The organism is Sphingopyxis sp. P1IMeth2, from assembly GCF_900185685.1.
GTDB classification, from domain to species: domain Bacteria; phylum Pseudomonadota; class Alphaproteobacteria; order Sphingomonadales; family Sphingomonadaceae; genus Sphingopyxis; species Sphingopyxis terrae_A.
The window spans coordinates 575468-593398 of the sequence record NZ_FYAT01000001.1; the positions used below are offsets into that span (position 1 = coordinate 575468).

At 63.0% G+C, this 17931-nt stretch carries 11 protein-coding genes; 5 read left to right on the forward strand and 6 right to left on the reverse strand.

The window, feature by feature from the left end; translation table 11 throughout:
* Nucleotides 1-72 precede the first annotated feature (72 nt).
* The 4 genes from P1IM2_RS02635 to P1IM2_RS02650 are packed head-to-tail and all read left to right on the forward strand — an operon-like array spanning nt 73 to nt 9519.
* Complete coding sequence (locus P1IM2_RS02635) at nt 73-2109, forward strand: hypothetical protein (protein WP_222102987.1); 2037 nt, start codon at nt 73-75, stop codon at nt 2107-2109.
* Complete coding sequence (locus tag P1IM2_RS02640) at nt 2106-3617, forward strand: hypothetical protein (RefSeq protein ID WP_186401347.1); 1512 nt, start codon at nt 2106-2108, stop codon at nt 3615-3617. Before P1IM2_RS02635 ends, P1IM2_RS02640 begins: the two co-directional genes overlap by 4 nt.
* Nucleotides 3614-9085: an ATP-binding protein gene (locus P1IM2_RS02645; RefSeq protein ID WP_186401348.1), complete on the forward strand. Its 5472-nt coding sequence runs from the start codon at nt 3614-3616 to the stop codon at nt 9083-9085. Before P1IM2_RS02640 ends, P1IM2_RS02645 begins: the two co-directional genes overlap by 4 nt.
* 17 nt (nt 9086-9102) lie before the next feature.
* Nucleotides 9103-9519: a very short patch repair endonuclease gene (locus P1IM2_RS02650; protein WP_260833897.1), complete on the forward strand. Its 417-nt coding sequence runs from the start codon at nt 9103-9105 to the stop codon at nt 9517-9519.
* Between the two features lie 257 nt (nt 9520-9776).
* Here the strand turns inward: P1IM2_RS02650 and P1IM2_RS02655 are convergent, their stop codons facing one another.
* The 3 genes from P1IM2_RS02655 to P1IM2_RS02665 all read right to left on the reverse strand — a co-directional run bounded on the left by P1IM2_RS02655 (nt 9777) and on the right by P1IM2_RS02665 (nt 11918).
* Nucleotides 9777-10289 carry an RNA polymerase sigma factor gene (locus tag P1IM2_RS02655; protein WP_186401350.1) on the reverse strand — a complete coding sequence of 171 codons (513 nt, stop codon included), beginning with the start codon at nt 10287-10289 and terminating at the stop codon, nt 9777-9779.
* Nucleotides 10286-10777 (reverse strand): hypothetical protein, encoded by a 492-nt coding sequence (locus P1IM2_RS02660; RefSeq protein WP_260833898.1) that lies wholly within the window; start codon nt 10775-10777, stop codon nt 10286-10288. Before P1IM2_RS02660 ends, P1IM2_RS02655 begins: the two co-directional genes overlap by 4 nt.
* 220 nt (nt 10778-10997) lie before the next feature.
* Nucleotides 10998-11918, reverse strand: coding sequence for a nucleotidyltransferase and HEPN domain-containing protein (locus P1IM2_RS02665; protein WP_186401649.1), 921 nt, complete (start codon nt 11916-11918; stop codon nt 10998-11000).
* Between the two features lie 434 nt (nt 11919-12352).
* Here P1IM2_RS02665 and P1IM2_RS02670 point away from each other — a divergent pair, with 434 nt between their 5' ends.
* Nucleotides 12353-12838: a hypothetical protein gene (locus P1IM2_RS02670; RefSeq protein ID WP_186401351.1), complete on the forward strand. Its 486-nt coding sequence runs from the start codon at nt 12353-12355 to the stop codon at nt 12836-12838.
* Nucleotides 12839-12886: 48 nt separating this feature from the next.
* Here the strand turns inward: P1IM2_RS02670 and mobF are convergent, their stop codons facing one another.
* From mobF to P1IM2_RS02685, 3 genes are read right to left on the reverse strand one after another with little or no spacing between them, the layout of a single operon-like run.
* Nucleotides 12887-15658, reverse strand: a complete 2772-nt coding sequence (gene mobF / locus P1IM2_RS02675) for a MobF family relaxase (RefSeq protein WP_186401352.1) — start codon at nt 15656-15658, stop codon at nt 12887-12889.
* The gene (locus P1IM2_RS02680) at nt 15658-17550 is read right to left on the reverse strand and encodes a type IV secretion system DNA-binding domain-containing protein (RefSeq protein ID WP_186401353.1); all 1893 of its coding nucleotides are present in this window, start codon (nt 17548-17550) and stop codon (nt 15658-15660) included. Before P1IM2_RS02680 ends, mobF begins: the two co-directional genes overlap by 1 nt.
* Complete coding sequence (locus P1IM2_RS02685) at nt 17547-17915, reverse strand: hypothetical protein (RefSeq protein ID WP_186401354.1); 369 nt, start codon at nt 17913-17915, stop codon at nt 17547-17549. The genes P1IM2_RS02680 and P1IM2_RS02685 overlap by 4 nt, the downstream gene beginning before the upstream one ends.
* Between the last annotated feature and the right edge of the window lie 16 nt (nt 17916-17931).

Below are 17931 nucleotides of genomic sequence, written 5' to 3' on the forward strand. Positions count from 1 at the left end.
ATGACGGGGGAAGCAATTTCGGCGCCATTTCCGGCGCAGCTCTTGAACTGGGCGGGAAACCGGTCGGGGGGAGTGCGGCGCCTGTTCGACGCCGGCAGCGGCCGTCCAGGGCAAGCTGTCTTCGAAACGAACCTGCTGCATCGCCTGGAAGCGTGGGCCGGTTCGATTGCGTCAGGGCCAAGCAACGTCCCGCGTATTGTGCTTTTGGTTGGCGGCCCGGGCAACGGCAAGACCGAGGCAATCGAGTCAACGGTAGGTTGGCTTGACGCTGCGCTTGGCGCAGCGGGAAAAATTGCCGACGGGCTCAGGAAATCCTTCTTCCCACCCGAGGGAACCGCCGTGCCGCGGCTCGTCCGGGTGGACGCCGTGACCCTCGGAACCGGGTCGCGCAAACTTGGCTTGTCAATCGTCCAGGATGCTTCCGCCGTGGTTGGCTCCCCCGGCAAGCAAGCCGCCCAGCTCCTGCTCGACGAACTCGACGCAGTGCAAGCGGCCGGGCCGGAAGAGGCCTATTTGTGCTGCGTGAACCGTGGAGTACTGGACGACGCCCTAATTGAGGCGATCGACCACGATCGGGAAGGTTCGCGCCGCTTGCTGGAGGCCGTTACGCGCGCGGTGAGCCTAACGCCGGACGCGCCGTCTTGCTGGCCGCTCGCGGGATTTTCCGACGTCGCCGTTTGGCCAATGGACGCTGAATCGCTCTTGCTCCCGCCCATCGCCGGTGGAGAGGAGCCGGCGCGCAGCCTATTCCGCACCGCGCTCGACGACAAGAAATGGCCAGCGCTTGGCTCTTGCAAAGGTGGCGCTTTCTGCCCGTTCTGCGGAAGTCGAGAGCGGTTGACGCGAGAACGCGAGGAAACGTCCCTCCTCCAAATTCTTCGATGGTTCGAGGTGGCGAGCGGGAAGCGGTGGAGCTTTCGTGATCTATTCTCCCTGGCATCGTATCTGCTTGCCGGCCACCGCGTATCGCCTCGCGAAGCTAGTCTCGAGCCCTGCGAATGGGCGGGGAAGCTTGTCGGGCTCGACGAGATTGCGCGCCGAGGCGGCAAGCCGGCGAAGGAACAATCGACCGCCATTTTCCAGTTGGTCGCATCGCAATACCAGCACGCGCTCTTCCACCGCTGGGAGCGCGACGCTGGTCCCGCGCTTCTGCGAGAGATCAAGGAACTTGGCCTCGACGACGATAACACCGCGATGGGCTTGCAATGGTTCCTGTCGTCGCGTCGGACAGCCTACCTTCCAGCGATGATCAGCAGTGCGCTCGAAGGTGTCTCCGAGCTTCTTGATCCCGCCCTCACCGATCCCGACACGGAAGTGCAGGCCACCAAGAACACCCGCTTCGCATTGCGCGAGATCGACGTCAGGTTCAGTCGCTCGGTCCTGGAAGGCCTGGACTTTATCCGGAAGCTGCAGGTTCTATCGAAGCTGGAAGTCGATCTAGTCGAACGACTGGCCAAGCTGGACGCGGAGCTTTCGGTTAGCAGCGTCCGCAGGAAGCGCCCGGCATCGGCGACCAATGTCCAGCGCTTCGTTCGCGATTTTGCGTGTCGCCTCGTTCGCCGGGCGCTTGGCGCGCGGACGGCCGCCGTCCTCGACGCGCCGATCCTCCTGGATTTCCAGCGTGTGCTCGAGGACACCGCAGGCGACGATCTATTCGATGTCGCGCAGGAGGTGGAACAGCTTCTCAATCGGAACCAAGACTTCGAGATTTCCCTGACCACGACCTTCGGCCAGCCGCTCCCGCCCATGATCCGGCGGGCGACCCTGGTCGTTCCGTCACGCTCAGTGCAGCCCCTTGATGCCGAGAAAGCCGGCAGACCGGCGTCCCCGATTTGCTTCCTAAAGGTGGGCGACGGCCGATCTGGGCAGCCGATCGCGCTAACCTATGACCTGTTCAAGGCAGTGAAGGAACTCGAGAACGGCATGTCAGTCGCGTCCCTGCCCCGAACGGTACTCGCACTATTGGACACCACGCGCGCGCGCCTTTCTGGCCCGATTGTCAGGGACAAGCTAGTGCTCGACCGCGCCCGCATCCGGATCGGATCAAGCGGGACGTCGGTCGTCCAGCGGCGATCCGGCTTCGCCGTTCGCAAGGAAGGAGGCAGATGACGCTGGCAAAATTCCGGGAAGAGCCCTGGCGCAACTCCCATTCTGCCTACCAGGAGTCTGCGCTCGCGATGTCGCCGGCCCCGGAGTATGCGAGCTCGGAAGTCATCATGTCGTCTGTATACCGCCATGTCGGCCTGGAAGGGGCAACCGAGCGGACAGTGCCGCAACGCGGCCGGGATCTTGACAAGGAAGTCCAATGGTATCGCGACCGATCGCGAAAACCGGACGCCGCCGCACTGGATGCCGACACATTCCATATGTTGCTTCATTCGGTGCTGGAAAGCCCGAAGCTTCCTAACCAGTCATCGAAGCGGTTCGTGCAGGTCACGCCGCTGGTACCTCAGGCGGCGGTCTTCTCCGGGTCGGCACGGCTGAGCAGCAACTCTTGGCCGGCGGGTGCTCTGGTCCGTCGCATGGTATGGCTTGGGTCGTCGGACGCGGCCGCTGCGGCCTCGACCTGGCAGGCGCTGTTCGATGCACTCTCGGTCACCGACGAAGACGACATCTTTGCTCGTTTCCTGCAAGCCGAGATCGAGGCATGGTCTCCCCAGCCGGCTTGGGCAGCCGTTGAGCCTGGCGATCAGTCGATGCTCGACCCGGCAGATCGGGACGGACTGGACTATCCGGCACGGCGTTTCGTTCGCGATCTGGGTTCCATTATCGATGCAAAGGAATCGATGACACGCCGGCAATGGACGAGCCTCCTGGAGGCAATCGTCAGGCTCGCCGCGGTTGCCCATGTTACATGGCTTTGCGATGTCCATGCCAAGTCCTGGGAATGCATCAAGGCGGCGCTCGATGGACATGGTCCCGCCAATGTTCCAGCGGCACGCGTCGCCATTTACCCCAAGGCATTCGAATTCCTGTCCTATGGCGATCGTGCTCTTCCCGGAATCAAGGATCGTGCATCGGCGTTCCTACAGGCCCGGCTCGGTCTCAACGCCACGCTGTGGGCGTTGCAGGCCGTCGGCATCGAGTCGGCTTCGCTATCGTCGGCTGCGGCCGTCGTGGACGTGTGCGACCACGTGCGTGCGAACGCGAGCGCCCTGGAAGCAGCGGGCATTCGCGACGTTTTGGCAGACGTGTCCGAGCGCGAGACGCGGACGCTCCTCTGCAAGAAAGGCATTGGCTCCAACATCATGGAGTTCGCTCGCCATGTCCTCGGCCAGCGCCAGGCCGCGAACCCCGTCCTTCGCGGTTATGACCAAGGTTTCTCGCTGCGCAAGCGTGGCACCAGTAACTCGAGCCCCTGGGTCGTCGGCCTTGGTCCAGTCAGCGTGCTGGCGTTGGTGCATTGTTCGTTGGCGGGGACGACGGGGCCGCGATCGGTGCGGCGCCTTTCCCAACATCTGGCCGGATACGGCGCAATCGTCGACTATCGGGACATCGCGACGAACGACCTAGGCCATCAGCTCCGGATGCTTGGGTTGGTGCTCGATAGCCCTGACGCGGAAAGCGGCATGTTGCTCGTGCCGCCCTTTCCAGCCCGGCAGGAAGAAGCCCTATGAATCGCCTGGCTTCCACGATCGCAGATCTCATTCGCGACAAGCTCTCGCAGTCACCGGGCGGCGACCAAGGCGAAGTGCGACTGATCTTCCACGGACCCCATAGGGAAATCCTGGCGGGGGTCTTCGACCTGTTGACTAGCAACGACGAGGTGGGCTCGAAGGTGCCCATCTTGCTCCTGCTTCCGAGCTTGGCCACGGGCGAAGAGAACCCGCCGGTCGGCGTGTCTGGTCGCTGCGACGACACGCATCTGTTAAACTTGCGGAATTCGCCATCTCAACCAACGTTTCTGGCGCTCGTCCCTCCGGGTCAGCACAGTATGCGCTCGGTAACTTCGACTACCGATGAGTTTGGAGTCGCTGCCGCCAACAACGGCGGCAACGTGCCGTTCGAGGATTGGTGGGCAGACGAATTTATCCAGGAATTGGTCCGCGCCGGCATTGGCCAAGCGGGTATCCAGGAACAACAGCAACGAGACGACGCCCGTACCCTGGTGGGAAAGGCCGCCTCCGCAGCCGACGAAATGGATCCAGAGCGGACCCAGCGCGCGGCCGCCTGGAAAGTCCTTTCGCGCCTCTTCTCGGCCGAGCCGGGCTTGGCCGGCCTCACGCCCGGACAACAAGTCAGCCTCGCCTGCGGCATGCCGCCGATGCGCGATGGAGCCGTATCATCACGCGAGCAAGTCGCGGTCCTGGAGAAGATCGCCGATGCCATGTCCGATGGGTTCGGTCCTGGCATTAGTCGTGCGCAGGAGAATGCAGGGGAGGATGACAGTCGTCACCTTGACGCCTTCCTCGCCCACCTTCGCGAGACTTGCGATCTCCCTACAGCCTTTGAGAGGGCGACGGCAGCCTATTATGTTCGTGGAAACGGGTTGGACATGCCCGTCGCGCCGGATTGGTGGCGGGCGCTAACGACCGAGAAGTGGTCGGAGCTGCTGACCGAGGACGCGGCCGCGCAGGGCGATATCCGCATGGGTTGCTCGAATGCGCTCATCCCCCTGGCGAAGGGCATGCCGATCCTCGTTGAAAGCAATGTCGCGCTCACCTTCGAGACAGTCGGGCCTGACGCATCTGGCACCGTGGTGTCAATCGAGCGCGGCAAGGGCAACAAGCTCGGCGAAGTAAGGGTTGGCGAGGAGGAAGCGGTCTTCCTCGACGAGGCGCCGCCCAGCCACAAGTCTCCTATCAGGTACGCGGCGTCTGCCGATGGTTTCAAACCCGGCGCGATCAAGATCGTATCACTTGCGACCTGGCAGCCGGGGATCTTCGTCGCCTGCCGCCTGGCTCGCAAACTTACCCCGCCGCGCAAGCCGACGCGGCGCGCCAAGGGGGCGCCCGAGTTCGAGACCAGCCTCGTCGTGCCCGGCGGGGGCCGTTATGAACTTTTGGTATTCACATCCCCAGGGGTCGAGCTGGATGCTTCCGCGACCGGCACCGCCGACGATGCGCAGGATCGCATCGATGCGATTCAACAGCTCATCGTGCGCCCTGTTCGGGAGGGCTTCCATCAAGTCGAAGTCGAAGCCGAGACAAACTATCAAGTCGACATTGGTTTTGGCCGACCGGCGACGGACGGCTCGGTTTCGCACGAAACCTGCCGCGTCTTCATCGCCGTCGAAGACGTGGTCGAGCAGGGCTGCCGAAGCGAGTTCGAACGGCTCATCCGTGTAAATCGCCGCGCGATTGAACCGTCGGAAGCCAAGCCGGTCGTCCAGTTAAACCGGAGTTCCCGCGCATCGAGCCTGCAGGATTGGATGCTGTCGGAGGATTCTGCCGGGCGGTCGTATCTCCCTATCGTGCTCGCCGATGATTACGTCGATGCCTGGGTCCAGCCCGTGTGGGGCACGGGCACAGGCCCGATTTTCTCCGCTGGGCGCTTCCTGCAGGATCCACGGCCCGACGCTGCCGAATTCCAGCCCCCAGCTGGCTTCGTGGAAGCGAGGCAACAATTGGCTGCGCGCATACGCGGCACAGGCGACCAGACCGGCTTGATGGAGTCGGCCGAACTTGGGAAATGGCTCTCTAACGACGAGGAGTTTCGTGCGCTTGTCGAACAATATCTCGACGCCTACCAAGCGTGGCTGGCCGCCGAACCCGACGTTGCCTGCTGGGTCGACGTGGGCATCATTACCTCCCTGGAAGACGATGGTAGGACCATTTCGCGGATTCCCGACGCGATCATGTTGTCCCCGCTCCACCCGCTCCGCCTCGCATGGCATGCGGTCGCGCAGGGTGTCCTTTTGGAGGCCGAGTCCGGCGGGAACCCTTGCCCTGCAGTTAGTGTCCTTGATCCTGATTGCGTTCCAGATCTCCTGACGCTCTCGCTTCGGTCTCCCGGCGGCATCGAGAAGGTCGATTTTCTGGCAGTCGAGAATGGCACCGACTATTGGTCGGTCTTGTGGAATGGCGAACGACTTGGCCGCCTCCCTAGCCGGTCGAGAAAAGCTCCGTTCGGCGAGGCCTTCGGCATCTCGGTTGGCGGCATCTCGGTCGGGTTCAGCGCCGCTCAGGTCGCTCGCGCGCTCGAAGACGTGTCAGGCTTGCTTTCGGCAAAGCCGGTCATCGGCGTGGTGGTGGCGAGCGCAGGCGGAACCACTGATGCCTGCAACGAGGGTCTCATCAACTGGTGCTCGGATCGATATCGTGATGGGGACGGACGGGCGCCCCGTCAGGCGGCGGGACCACGCTTCGTTGAGATTTACGACCATCGCGATGGCGACTCCCGCCCCGACGACGCCACGATTGCCAACCTTTCAGAGGATACCCGCAACAGCGTGCGGTGGTTCGATGGCCAGCCATCGACCGCCCGTCCAGACCTAGGGGTTATCGCGCAGCTCGACATGTCGGAGCCAAGCACCGCTCCAGTCTCGGGGCGTTCGCCGCTTGGCCATGGGGGTTTGTTGCGCCATCGGGTCCGCCGTCAGCTCCCCGGCGCGTTCCTGAGCGAGACGCGCCAATCGCTGGCGGGATCGACTTCCGGCGACGTACTTGCCGACAAGGTAGCAGCATGCGTCGGGACTATGGAAAGCCTTGGCGATCGCCGAACTGGCATGCGGTTTGCGCCCAACGTCAACGCAGTGCGCGACATGCTCGAGACGCGCCGAACCGACTTCGTCGCGGTCTCGTCGTCGGCGATCGATCCTGCCTGCTTCCTTGGCGGGTGGTTGGAGGACGCCTACCTCTGGGACTATGACATGCCGTCCTATTCCCACCGAGCCGGCGACACCAACGGCTATTATCTCCTGTCGCGCGTCAAGCAGGCGGATCGCGAAGCCCTGTCGAAGGCACTCGCTCGCCTTCCAGATTGTGCCGCAATCGAGCCCGACCAAGTCCAGGATGTGTTGCTCGAGATCGCCCGGCGCGGGATTCCCACGATCAGGGGACTCGCCGGCGACAACGCGGGCGCGACAGGCGACTTGGGCTTGTTCGTGGCCGTCCGGCTCCTTCAGGATCGGTTTCGGCTCTCGAACATAGGCGAGAGCCTCGTCCCCGTCATCGACGGCACCGGCGAGGACGTGACGGTCTGCATTATCGTTCCGGTAGATCCCTTTCGGGGATATTTTTCCGATCTCGCAAAATCGCTAGGCAAAGACCGGAAGGACGCCTCCCTCTCCCGTCCCGACCTGCTGGTGGTAGGCGTCAAGCTCGGGGTGGAGGGCGTCCGCATCCATCTCACGCCCATCGAGGTGAAATGCCGCCCCGGGTCCGTCTTTCCGCCATCCGAGATAAACGACGCGCTCGAGCAAGCGCGGACCTTCTCCCGGCTGCTGGCCAACATGCTCCCGCATGATGGCCAGCCCGTCGCCTGGGCGCTGGGGTTCCAGCACCTGCTACTTTCGATCATCGGGTTTGGCATGCGGGTCTACAGCCAGCATCCCGACGTCGTGGGGCGTGAGGCGCAATGGTCATCGCTCCACGAGCGCATTGCGTCGGCTATCCTCGATCCACGTCCCTGCGTCTCGGTCGATCAGCGCGGCCGATTGATCATCGTGGACGATAGCGCGCGGAGTGGCGTTCGCGACCGGGACGACGATGGATTCGACGAGACTATCACGATCGGCAGTGCCGATGCCGGCCAAGTCGTCGCCGGAGATCCGCTGGCCTTCTACGACAGCGTCCGGGCGAGGGTCGGGCAATGGGATCTCTTTCCTGTCGCCGGCGCGTTCATGACGGGCCTTGTGCAACCTCATGCCGACACAAGCGTGGAGGATATCCTCCAAGCGCCACCGATAGAATCCCGCGAAGAAAACGCCGGGCCGGGAGCGGGAGTGCCTGCGCCACCCCCGGCCGCTGTCGCGGAGTCGATCGTGGCCCAGCCTGTCGAATCCTCGACCGGAATCATCCTGTCGATCGGCGCCACCGTAGACAGCTTTCGGCCCGGCGAGATCCAGTTAAACATATCTGATACCCGATTGAACCAGCTTAACATGGGCGTCGTGGGCGATCTCGGGACGGGCAAAACGCAACTACTTAAGTCGCTGATCATGCAGATATCGGACGCGTCGGCAGCAAATCGGGGCATCCGCCCGCGATTCCTTATCTTCGACTACAAGCGCGACTATAGCAGTCCGGAATTCGTCAAGGCGACCGGAGCGCGCGTCGTGAAGCCATATCGGCTGCCACTCAACCTGTTCGATACGAGCGCCATGGGCGATGCCGCCGCCCCTTGGTTAGACCGGTTCCGCTTCTTTGCGGACGTTCTCGACAAGATCTACACTGGCATTGGGCCTGTGCAGCGCGACAAGCTCAAGCGGGCAGTTCGCGCAGCCTATGACGCATGCCTCCCTGGCCAACAGCCGACGCTCTATGATGTCCACTCGGCCTATGCAGAGCTGCTTGATGGCAAGTCGGATTCTCCCATGGCGATCATCGACGACCTTGTGGACATGGAGGTGTTTGCTTCCAAGACAAGCGATACGCAGCCTTTCGACGAGTTCCTCGATGGCGTGGTCGTCATCTCCCTCGACGCTCTGGGGCAGGACGATCGCAGTAAGAACATGCTCGTCGCGGTAATGCTAAACATGTTTTACGAAAATATGCTGCGCACGCCCAAGAGACCGTTCATCGGCAGCGACCCGCAGCTTCGCGCGATCGACTCTTATCTGCTGGTCGACGAGGCAGATAACATCATGCGATATGAGTTTGACGTACTACGAAAGCTTCTCCTGCAGGGGCGGGAATTCGGGACTGGCGTTATCCTCGCGTCGCAATATTTGCGGCACTTCAAGGTGAACGCCACGGACTATCGCGAACCGCTGCTGAGCTGGTTTGTGCATAAGGTACCGAACGTCACGCCGGCCGAGCTATCGGCGTTAGGACTCACGGGCGGCGCGGCGGAGATGGCCGAGCGCGTGAAATCGCTCCAAGTCCATCAATGCCTATATAAATCGTTCGACGTGCCAGGCGAAGTCATCCGGGGCCTGCCCTTTTTCGAGCTGGAGGTGCGCCGCGAGACGGAGGACGGGTAAGCAGGATGGTGGATAGCATGAGCCCGGCGCAGCGATCCGAACGGATGTCGCGAATCCGCTCAACCAACACGAAGCCCGAAGTCGCCCTCCGGAAAGCACTCCATCGGCTCGGATTTCGGTTCAGGCTGCACGCGCGGGGGCTGCCTGGGAAGCCCGACATCGTCCTCCCGAAGTACCATACGGCAATCTTTGTCCATGGTTGTTTTTGGCACCGGCACGAGGGCTGCAAGGTGGCGACCACGCCCAAATCCAACACCCAATTCTGGGTCGAAAAATTCGACCGCAATATTCGCCGGGACGCGGCCGCTATCGAGCAACTGGAAGCGGCGGGTTGGCGCGTCCTGATAGCATGGGAATGCGATCTCGTAACGCCCGATAAGGCAGCAGCCAAGGCAATGGCTCTTGGCGAGGAAATCAGGCACGCTTCGCGGTAAGACGGCCTATCCCGCCCACTTTCCAGGGCGTTCAAATTTTTGGACCTCCTAGATGGACAGCTGGTGGTCAGCGATTCGGCGGCAGCAGGTTATGATTTAAGAAGCTGCCGACCATTGCTAAGATTTGACGGTAGCCGAACTGCTAGGCGGCGCGATCCGAAACCCCGTCGGCGAACCGAGACAGTGGGATAGGTGGCCCCGCACTGTACGGCCGACATGAGGCGCATAGCGGTCATCCTTGCCGGTTCCGCTAAAGCTTACCACCGTTGAAACGCGACCGCCTTTCGGCACCGCGAGAGCGCTCGCATCATATGGTATTCAACTCCTTGTTCGCGGATGCCAATTTCTTCCGCGATTTCCCGGTAAGTTTGACGCCGCAACCTGTGCATCAGAAAGATGCGCCGCGTGCGACGAGGCATTGCGAGAATTGCCCGCCGTAAACCGCGCCGCAAATCCGACGCTTCAATTGCCAACGCCTGTTCGGGGCCGGCAGGTGCATCACGTCCTTCATCGAACGGGAACATTCCAGCTTCTTTCCGCTTCCGCCGACGTGCGCGCTCGATCACCAGATTGCGGGCTGCGCGAAATAGGTAAGCGCGCGGATTTTCGACCCGCTCGAATGCCCCGGTTCGCAGCATCCGAGTGAATGCCTCTTGCGTGAGGTCTGAGGCTTCTTCGCGTCCCACACGACGCCGGAAGAAATGAAACAGCTGCTTATTCTCGCACCGATAGAATTCGTCGAACGATGAGGATGGTCTTGGGGCTGTCATGACCGTTCCCCCCGCTGATCGCGCGAGGGCAGCGGCGTATCCCGCGAAGCGCGGTAGAGAGTGACGCCGGCCTCGATCCGGTCGAGAATAAAAGAGTCGCGCTCGGCCTTGGCGGTGCGAATATCGGACTTCGAGTAGATCTCGGCATCGACCGCACAGCGATTGCCCAGTTCGCGGTCGATCGTCGCCCGCGCGCGCCGCCAACAAAGCTCGTCAGTGAAGAGCGGATGATTGACGACGACCCAGAATTCATAATCGGAAAATTCGATCGTCCGGCTGTCTTCGTACCAGGATCGCCGCGCATAGGGGCCGATGAGAGTGATACGCTTGATCCGTCCTGGCTCGGGCGCCTGAACCTGCGAGGGGTCGAACAGGCCGCGCAATATGCGGGTGATGCGCTCGATTTCGCGCTGCTTGCGCCGGATGAGATGGCCGACGCGCGCCATTACGACCTCGCGCGCGTAAACGTCGGGTGTTGGGGGTGTCATTTGCAGCTCGCACCGCGGCGGTCCGCGCGATTGGGCGCGGATGGGCAAGCGGTGTTCGCTGTGGTGCCGCTGGTGCGGCGATCAGCAACCGTCCGACACGCGGCCGGACCTACATGATGCCTGGCAGGATAATCCCCGGAATGGCCGCCAGTCGTTCCATTCCGTGCCGACGATTATGCCAGAATCCGGGAGTCCCGGCAAGCGGGTCCGGGGCTAGCGCCTATCGGCGCGCCGCCGCCGCAAGCTCGGCAATCTTGTCCGAACAGACCTGATGGACCACGCGGCCTAATTCCTCGACGCGCTCGCCGAGCCAAGTCAACTCTTCCTCGCTGATCTTGTAATGCTTGGAATAGCGAGCCTTGGTGTAGGCTTCCTTCAGTTTCTGGAACATTGATCGCTCGCGATGCGTGTCCTCCGGCCAAATGCCGAAGAGACGACGATCCAGGCCCTCGGCGAGAGACCGCAGGAACGCGATATTGTGATTGTACGGCGTGTAGAATGTTAGCGTCAGCAACAAGCAGCCGTAAAGTCGCTCGGTCGCCTGATGCAGTTGAAAGGCGGACTCCTTTAGCCTGCCCCGACTAAGCGCATACTTCGACGTATCGAGAAAGCCCGCTGCGCTGGGCATCCACTCTTCAAAATACTCCCGGGCCGTTTCGAGCGCTTGTTCAGGCGTCTTTGGCTTTGGCGTGGCCAACTCACGGTCATCGGCCTCGTAAAGCGCGATCCCGTCCTTAGCGACCTCCATGAAGAAGACACGGCCATGTGAGAGCCCGTCATTCACCTCATGTAGGCTGTGGACGATGAAGTTGACCGGCGTGTGGAGCGTTTTCTCGATCGTGTAGGCGCGGATCAGCCTTTCCTCGGCCTTCGCCCAATAGGCCGCACGATCCGTCAGTTCCTTCTGGCTGACGATGATTAGGATGTCATAGTCGGATTTATACTGGTTCGCCGAAAGCGGCGCATCGACCCAATCGCCGCGGGCGTGACTGCCGAAAAGGATGACCTTGAGGATGCGCGCGCCCTTGCGCGGCCCGGTCGCATTTTCCGTGGCGCTGCGGAACTCGTCGAAGATTGTCTCGACGACGCGCTCGAGCTCGCGCTGCTTGGCGGCAGGAAGGTGATCGACGTCTGTTCGCATGCTCATGGAATCTTCGAGAAACTGTAGTGGTTTGGCAAGGACAATCGGGTAGCCGCTACAATGCTGTGCCGAAGCCCGTTTTTCGGAGAGGCAACTGAACAGACCCTGGAAATTGGTCGGGCTCAGCAACCTGACCTCCAAGCGTAGGCGAGGAAAATACGTGGGCAGACCACCGAAACATGACCTTTCAACGTGGAATGTGGTCGACGATTGGCCCGATCCGGTTCCCGTCACAGAGGTAGAGATTGCCGTGTTCGAACGCTGGTTCGGCGACGTGTTCGACGAACTATTTAACCGGCCCGCTCCGCCTTCGATCGCTCCAGAAACAGGCGCGCACATAGAAGGAATGGACGCCGAGCCTCTGTGGTCTTGGCCCGACCTGCCATGAATTCGCCAGTAAGGACGAAATTCCATTGGATGTGACATTCAATCAGATGAGCGGCGCGATAGGATCGCTGATTCTGCTCTGGTCCAGGATTGAACGGTCTGCTCGCGACGACGTCGTCCGTCTCTTGGGATTTCTCCCGGCCAAGGCACACGGCATCAAGGCCGTTATAGGAACTTGGGAAGGCGCGGTCGTCGAGGCCCAGTCACCCGACACTCTGTGCTCCCTGCTAGCGGCTACTCTCAAATTGCAGCTTCAGGCGCAGCTGGATATTCGCAACGGGATTTGTCACGGCCTAATCGGAATTATGGGGTCGGTCGGCGACGCTCCTGCCGCGCTAAGCTGGGAGTTGAACGGCCTGAAGCACTCGATCTCCTGGGAAGAGTTACAATCGGCACTTGGCTGGCTTTCCAGGATTCCTTTTGCCTTCTCGATGATCTCGGAACCGGTGTTGGACCGCCTCGACTGCAGGGTGGTCGATACAGTCGAGAACCGAGAATGGTGGCGGGCCGAGTGGGGTCTGCTCCTGCCGTAACTGCGACCACAGGTGGAAATGCTCTCAGCGCAATCTCGGTCGAAGAGGTCAAAGCCCGAAGGCCGCAAGGTTTTTAGATAATGCGGAGCCTGCTGCTTTGTGAGCGTCGGCCGCCGGCATCGCAGCCTGTGCGATGGCCGTCTGCACGGCGCCAGCGCGTTCATTGATCGCCGAAACCAGCTTCGCGCGATTATCGGTGACGATCGTCGCCGACTCCTTCGCTCGCGAGATGCCGACATAGAAGCTTTTCTGGTCGACCAGATTGGTGGCGCGGCTGTCGGCGTGGATGATGACATGATCGGCGGTGCGCCCCTGCGCGGCGAAAGCGGTTTCGACATAGGCATGGGCGATATGACGGTCGCGCGCTGCGTCGAGGTCGAGCGTCTGTACCTGCCCACGAGAGCCGAGGACCGTCGCCGTTCGGGCCTGTTCGTCGATGGAGGCAACCTCGCCGCGTGCGCCATTGATCCGCGCTGCTTCGCGATCGTTGCGAGTGAAGCGGATGCTATCGCCGGTCCTGAGGTCCATATTCTGGGGTACGAACACCTGCACCTTGCCGGAACCCCATTGGCGGAGCCGCCAGTCGACCTCCCGCCCATCCTCGGACCTCAGCGCGATGGCGGCCTTGACTGGATCGACTGCCTCGACACGATAGGCTTCGCCCCGCGCGACGCCCTTGTCGGCATAATCGCGGGTGAAGCGCACGACATCACCCCGGTCATAGCTCAGCGGATCGCGTGCCTCGGCGCGGGTGAGCCCCTTGTTGACAAGGCTTTCGACAGCGACGGCGGGACCGGAAAGCGCGCCCGACCCGACCAGTGCCGCCCTTATGTCTGCTGTCAGCGCGTCGCGCCCTTCGCGCGAGGGCTCGATGACAATCGTTCGCGCCCGCGCCGCCTTGTTGAGCCCGGCATAGTGATCCGCGATCGCGGCGAAGCGCCCGACGCGATCGGCATGTTCGACAATCTGGCCGCCGCCACGGTCGAGCGCGGCGAGCGCCTTCTTCGCATCGCCCTCGATCGAGGCGAGCACCGCATCCTTGGTAGCGGCATTGTTCTGCCGGACGATCTCACCAAGCTTTGCGGTCTCCATGCCGGCGCCCTGAAGCTGCGCGAAGGCGGCGCCGGCCTCGACCGATCCGAGCTGTTTAACATCGCCAACGAGGATGAGGCGGGCGCCATGTTGCTCAGCAAGGTCGAAAAGACGCGCGGTATCGCGCGCCGACAGCAGCGAAGCTTCATCGACCATCCATGCGACCGGCTGACCGGGCGCCGAGCCTTCGGGCGCTAGCAGATGGCGCGCGACCGTATCGCCGCGCGTGCCGAGCGCCTCGCCGAGTGTCATCGCCGCGGATGCCGTCGGCGCCAGCGCGACCACTGACACGCCGCGAGCTTCGGCCTCGCGCGCGAAGGTGGCGAGCACCGTCGTCGTCTTGGCGGTCCCGGCAAAACCCTGAACCGCGGTGATCCGATTGCGGCTAGTAAGGAGTTGTTCTGTCGCGGCCTTCTGGTCAGCGTTCCAGCCAAAGCCGGCCCGCTCCGCCTGCGCCGCCGCACCCGCGACTGCCTTGGCAGCGGCAAGCGGCGAGGCGATCGGCGCGAACGCGCCGCGCCCGTGCGCTTCAATCCTCAGCAGCGTCTTCTCGGCGGCGATATTCTGGCGGGTTGTGAACCCGGCGAACGCGGCGCCGCGCCGATCCATGAAGCTGCGGTCGACCAGTTCGCCCTCCTTTGTCGCCCGCCCGATCGCCTCGCCGATCTCGGCATAGCCGACCTTCCCCAGTCCACCCCGCCCCGCCTCGTCGTGAAGCGCCGCGACCGAGAACACCGACTGTCGCTCGCCAAGCTTGTCGGCGGCATGGGCAACGGCGCGATCAGCGAACGATGGATCCGGAAGGTGAATGTCGTTCGCCGCCTTGGCCTCGGCCTCGCGCACCAACGCCAGCCGGGCATCGGCATCGAACCCCGCCCGGTCGGCGGTCTCGCGCCAGTCGGCGACAAGCGCGCCATGATCGGCCGTCCCCTTCGCCTGCCGCGTATCGAGCGCGGCCACCTGCTTTTCGGCGGCGCTTGCTTCCTCGCGCGATGTGCCGCGTTCGCCGAGCGCAGCCTCGATCTCGGCGCTGCGCGTGCTGAACGCCGCTATCACATCCGCCGAGACACCCTTGATCTCGAACATCGACTCCTTGCCCGGTGCGATCTCATAACCGAGTTCGCGGACCTTCAAGGCCAGCTCGTGCCGGTAGATGGCGCCGATCTGTTTCTGGAGCTGATAGATGGCGCGCGGCTCCAGGCTGCGCCACGATCCATCCTCCCCCTGTGTCGCGTTCATGATGACATTGTGGGTGTGGAGCTGGGGGTCCTGCGCACGGCTCGTCCCATGCTGAAAGCTGGCGACAACGAGATTGCCCGTCGCCTCGCGGGTCACGCTGCTACCATGCCGCACGCGGGTTGCAGACATATGCGTCTCTACATGCGCGAGCGCGGTTTTCACCGCCTGCCCATGTGCTTCGATCAACCGCCGGTCGCCCGCTACCTCCGCCATGATCGACACCGACTTGGGCGCACTCAACGTCACATCCCAGCCGGGCCGATGCTCAAGCTGGCCGTCGCGAACCGTGCCGAGCTGTTGGCCCGCGACCTTGCCGTCGAGCAGTTCGCGAAAGGCGTCGCGATCGACCTCACCCGATAGTCCAAGCTCCTCGGCGCCCTTGCCGTGCCATTCGGAGGGCGACAGCCCGCCATCGGCGTAGTAATCGTCGACCTCATAATAGCTGCTCGCCTGTGCTGAGCTGGTCAGCGCCGATACCGACGCGACCATCAGATCGGCCCGCCATCTTCTGCGGGCGGGGGTGCCGGTGGCTTCTTCCTTGGTTTCGGCTTTTCAGCCGCCGGACGGGCATCGGTGGCAGCATCCTCGGGCTTCTCAGGCGCTGGCGTTTCTATGGATCGGTGCCAGAGGGTCGTATCCGGGTTCGCGGCGACAAAGGCGGGCTGGCGGGGCTCGCCCCGTTTCTCGATATGGTCGGCGGTGAGCGCGATGCGCGCGACCGGAAGCCCGTCGGGGAACAGCAAATAGCCCTCATGGCGTGCGAGGCGGAGTTCACTTTCGAACACAGCGGGCCGCGTCTTGCGCTGGCGGCCGAGCGTCATCCGTGGCTTGTCGTCGCCGTCGCCCAGCGCGCCGGTCATGGTCTGGATCTCGACCTCGCAGGTGCCGATCGTGTCGCTCGCCCAGCGTCGGGATTCGCCATCGCCCATCTGGAGGAACAGCTTGGTGTTGCAGCAGCCGAGCATGGATTCGGCGAGGTCGTCGCCGTAGCGATGTCGCATCTGCCCGACGCCCTGAAAGGTCAGCACGACCGCCGCCCCAAACTTGCGGCCCTCTGGAAGAAGACGGGTCAGATTGTCGACGCGGGGCAGGTCGGCAAGCTCGTCGAGCAGGAACCAGACGCGCCGGTCTGATGACGGGGCAAGGCCCAGCATGGCGCTCGCGGCGCATTCGAGCCAGCACGCGAGCAGAGGCTTGAGCGCCGCAAATTGTTCTTCCTTCCGCGGCACGAAGATCCAGGGCTTGGCGCCCTTCGTCTCGTCGAGGCCGGCGATGAAATCGCGGAACGAAAAGACCTTCTCGCCTTCCTCGGGCATCCGAAGGAACTGGATCAGGTTCGCGGCCTTCGCGAGCATGAAGAGCACGCTGCCGGTGGCCCGGTCGGCGTCGTCGGAGAAGGTGCGCGCCGACGACGTGTCCTTGAGCCAGGTCTTGAGCTTGTCCTTGTCCATCTTTTGCAGCGCCTCGAGCAGGTCGGGCAGCGTGCATTTCTTCTCCTTCCAGAGTTCCCGGATCATGTTCGCGACGAGGATGCGGCTGGTTTCCAGCCAGACGTCGTCGTCCTGCTTCCCGGTTTCGGTAACGAGCTGCTGCGCGATGCGGTCGGCGTCGGCGGGGTGGGCGATCTCGGCGAAAGGCGACCAATAAACGCATCGGGCATCGAACGGATTGAGGATAATGTCGCCGCACTCGGGCCGGAAGTAATGGGCGATGAACTCGCCGCTGGTGTCATAGACCAAAGCGGCTTCGCCGCGCGCGGCGATCCCGTCGAACAGCTGGCGCAGCACCGTCGTCTTGCCGCTGCCCGTCGTGCCGACCATCGCCATGTGGCGAGTCTCGAGGCGGCGGGGAAAGGGGACGGGACCGATCGCCAGCGGATGCGAGCCGGCTTCGGCTCGCGCCAGCTTCACAAGCTCTTTCTCGCTCGTCACCTTGGTGCCGTCGATCACGCGATCGCGGAGCGCGCGTTCGCGTCGACGCGCGGCGACATCACGGAGTAGGAACAGGCCCGACAGCCATGCGATAAAACCCAGTATGGCGCCGCGCATGATGAACGACTTGGTGATGCTCGCCCGGCGGACAAAATAGGGATCGGTCGCGACCGTGCGGGCGGGGGTCAGATAGTCGGCTCCCTCGTAACGGATGACTATCCCGGGATCGCCGCCGTCGCCTGCAAACCATGACAGCATCTTCGCGTGATAATGGGTGCCGGTGTCCCGAAGGATGCTCGGGTCGAGCATCAGATAGGGCGCGGCCAAACCGCCGAGCGCGATCGACGAGACCATGATCGCGAGCTGTCGTTTGAACCGCCGCGTCTGGCTGTAGCGAAGATGACGCCGCAGCGTCTCGGCATGAAGCCGGAGATCATGAGGCTCGCTCATGGCTGTTCCCCCGCTACCGCCCGTTGCCGGTCATAGGCCCGGTTCGTCTCGGCGGTGATGACCTCATCGCTCTTGCCGCCGCCCTTCGCGGCGCTGCGCGCATAGCAATAAGCGGCGCAGGCTGTGTGCAAGGTGCGGTCGAGCAGGCGTTCGACTTCGACGAGGCGCGTGCTCATCGACGCCACCTCCGCGACCAGTTCGCGATCGTCGGAGCTGTTGACGGTAGAATTGGCCTGCCCGTCGATCCCTGTCTTCACGCAGCGGCGAAGCATCGCGTAGACCGTCTTGCCCTGCCGGTCGGCGAGTGCGCGAAGCGCCGTGTCGAGCGCTGCGGGCAGGCGAACGGAATGTTGGACGGTCTTCATCGCGCCGCCTCCCTGA

Excerpts from the sequence above, each read along its gene's own strand:
- P1IM2_RS02670 (WP_186401351.1), top strand. The coding sequence starts at position 12,353 with ATGAGCGGCGCGATAGGATCGCTGATTCTGCTCTGGTCCAGGATTGAA.
- P1IM2_RS02655 (WP_186401350.1), bottom strand. The coding sequence starts at position 10,289 with ATGACAGCCCCAAGACCATCCTCATCGTTCGACGAATTCTATCGGTGC.
- P1IM2_RS02650 (WP_260833897.1), top strand. The coding sequence starts at position 9,103 with ATGAGCCCGGCGCAGCGATCCGAACGGATGTCGCGAATCCGCTCAACC.
- P1IM2_RS02645 (WP_186401348.1), top strand. The coding sequence starts at position 3,614 with ATGAATCGCCTGGCTTCCACGATCGCAGATCTCATTCGCGACAAGCTC.
- P1IM2_RS02665 (WP_186401649.1), bottom strand. The coding sequence starts at position 11,918 with ATGCGAACAGACGTCGATCACCTTCCTGCCGCCAAGCAGCGCGAGCTC.
- P1IM2_RS02640 (WP_186401347.1), top strand. The coding sequence starts at position 2,106 with ATGACGCTGGCAAAATTCCGGGAAGAGCCCTGGCGCAACTCCCATTCT.
- P1IM2_RS02680 (WP_186401353.1), bottom strand. The coding sequence starts at position 17,550 with ATGAGCGAGCCTCATGATCTCCGGCTTCATGCCGAGACGCTGCGGCGT.
- P1IM2_RS02660 (WP_260833898.1), bottom strand. The coding sequence starts at position 10,777 with ATGACACCCCCAACACCCGACGTTTACGCGCGCGAGGTCGTAATGGCG.
- mobF (WP_186401352.1), bottom strand. The coding sequence starts at position 15,658 with ATGGTCGCGTCGGTATCGGCGCTGACCAGCTCAGCACAGGCGAGCAGC.
- P1IM2_RS02685 (WP_186401354.1), bottom strand. The coding sequence starts at position 17,915 with ATGAAGACCGTCCAACATTCCGTTCGCCTGCCCGCAGCGCTCGACACG.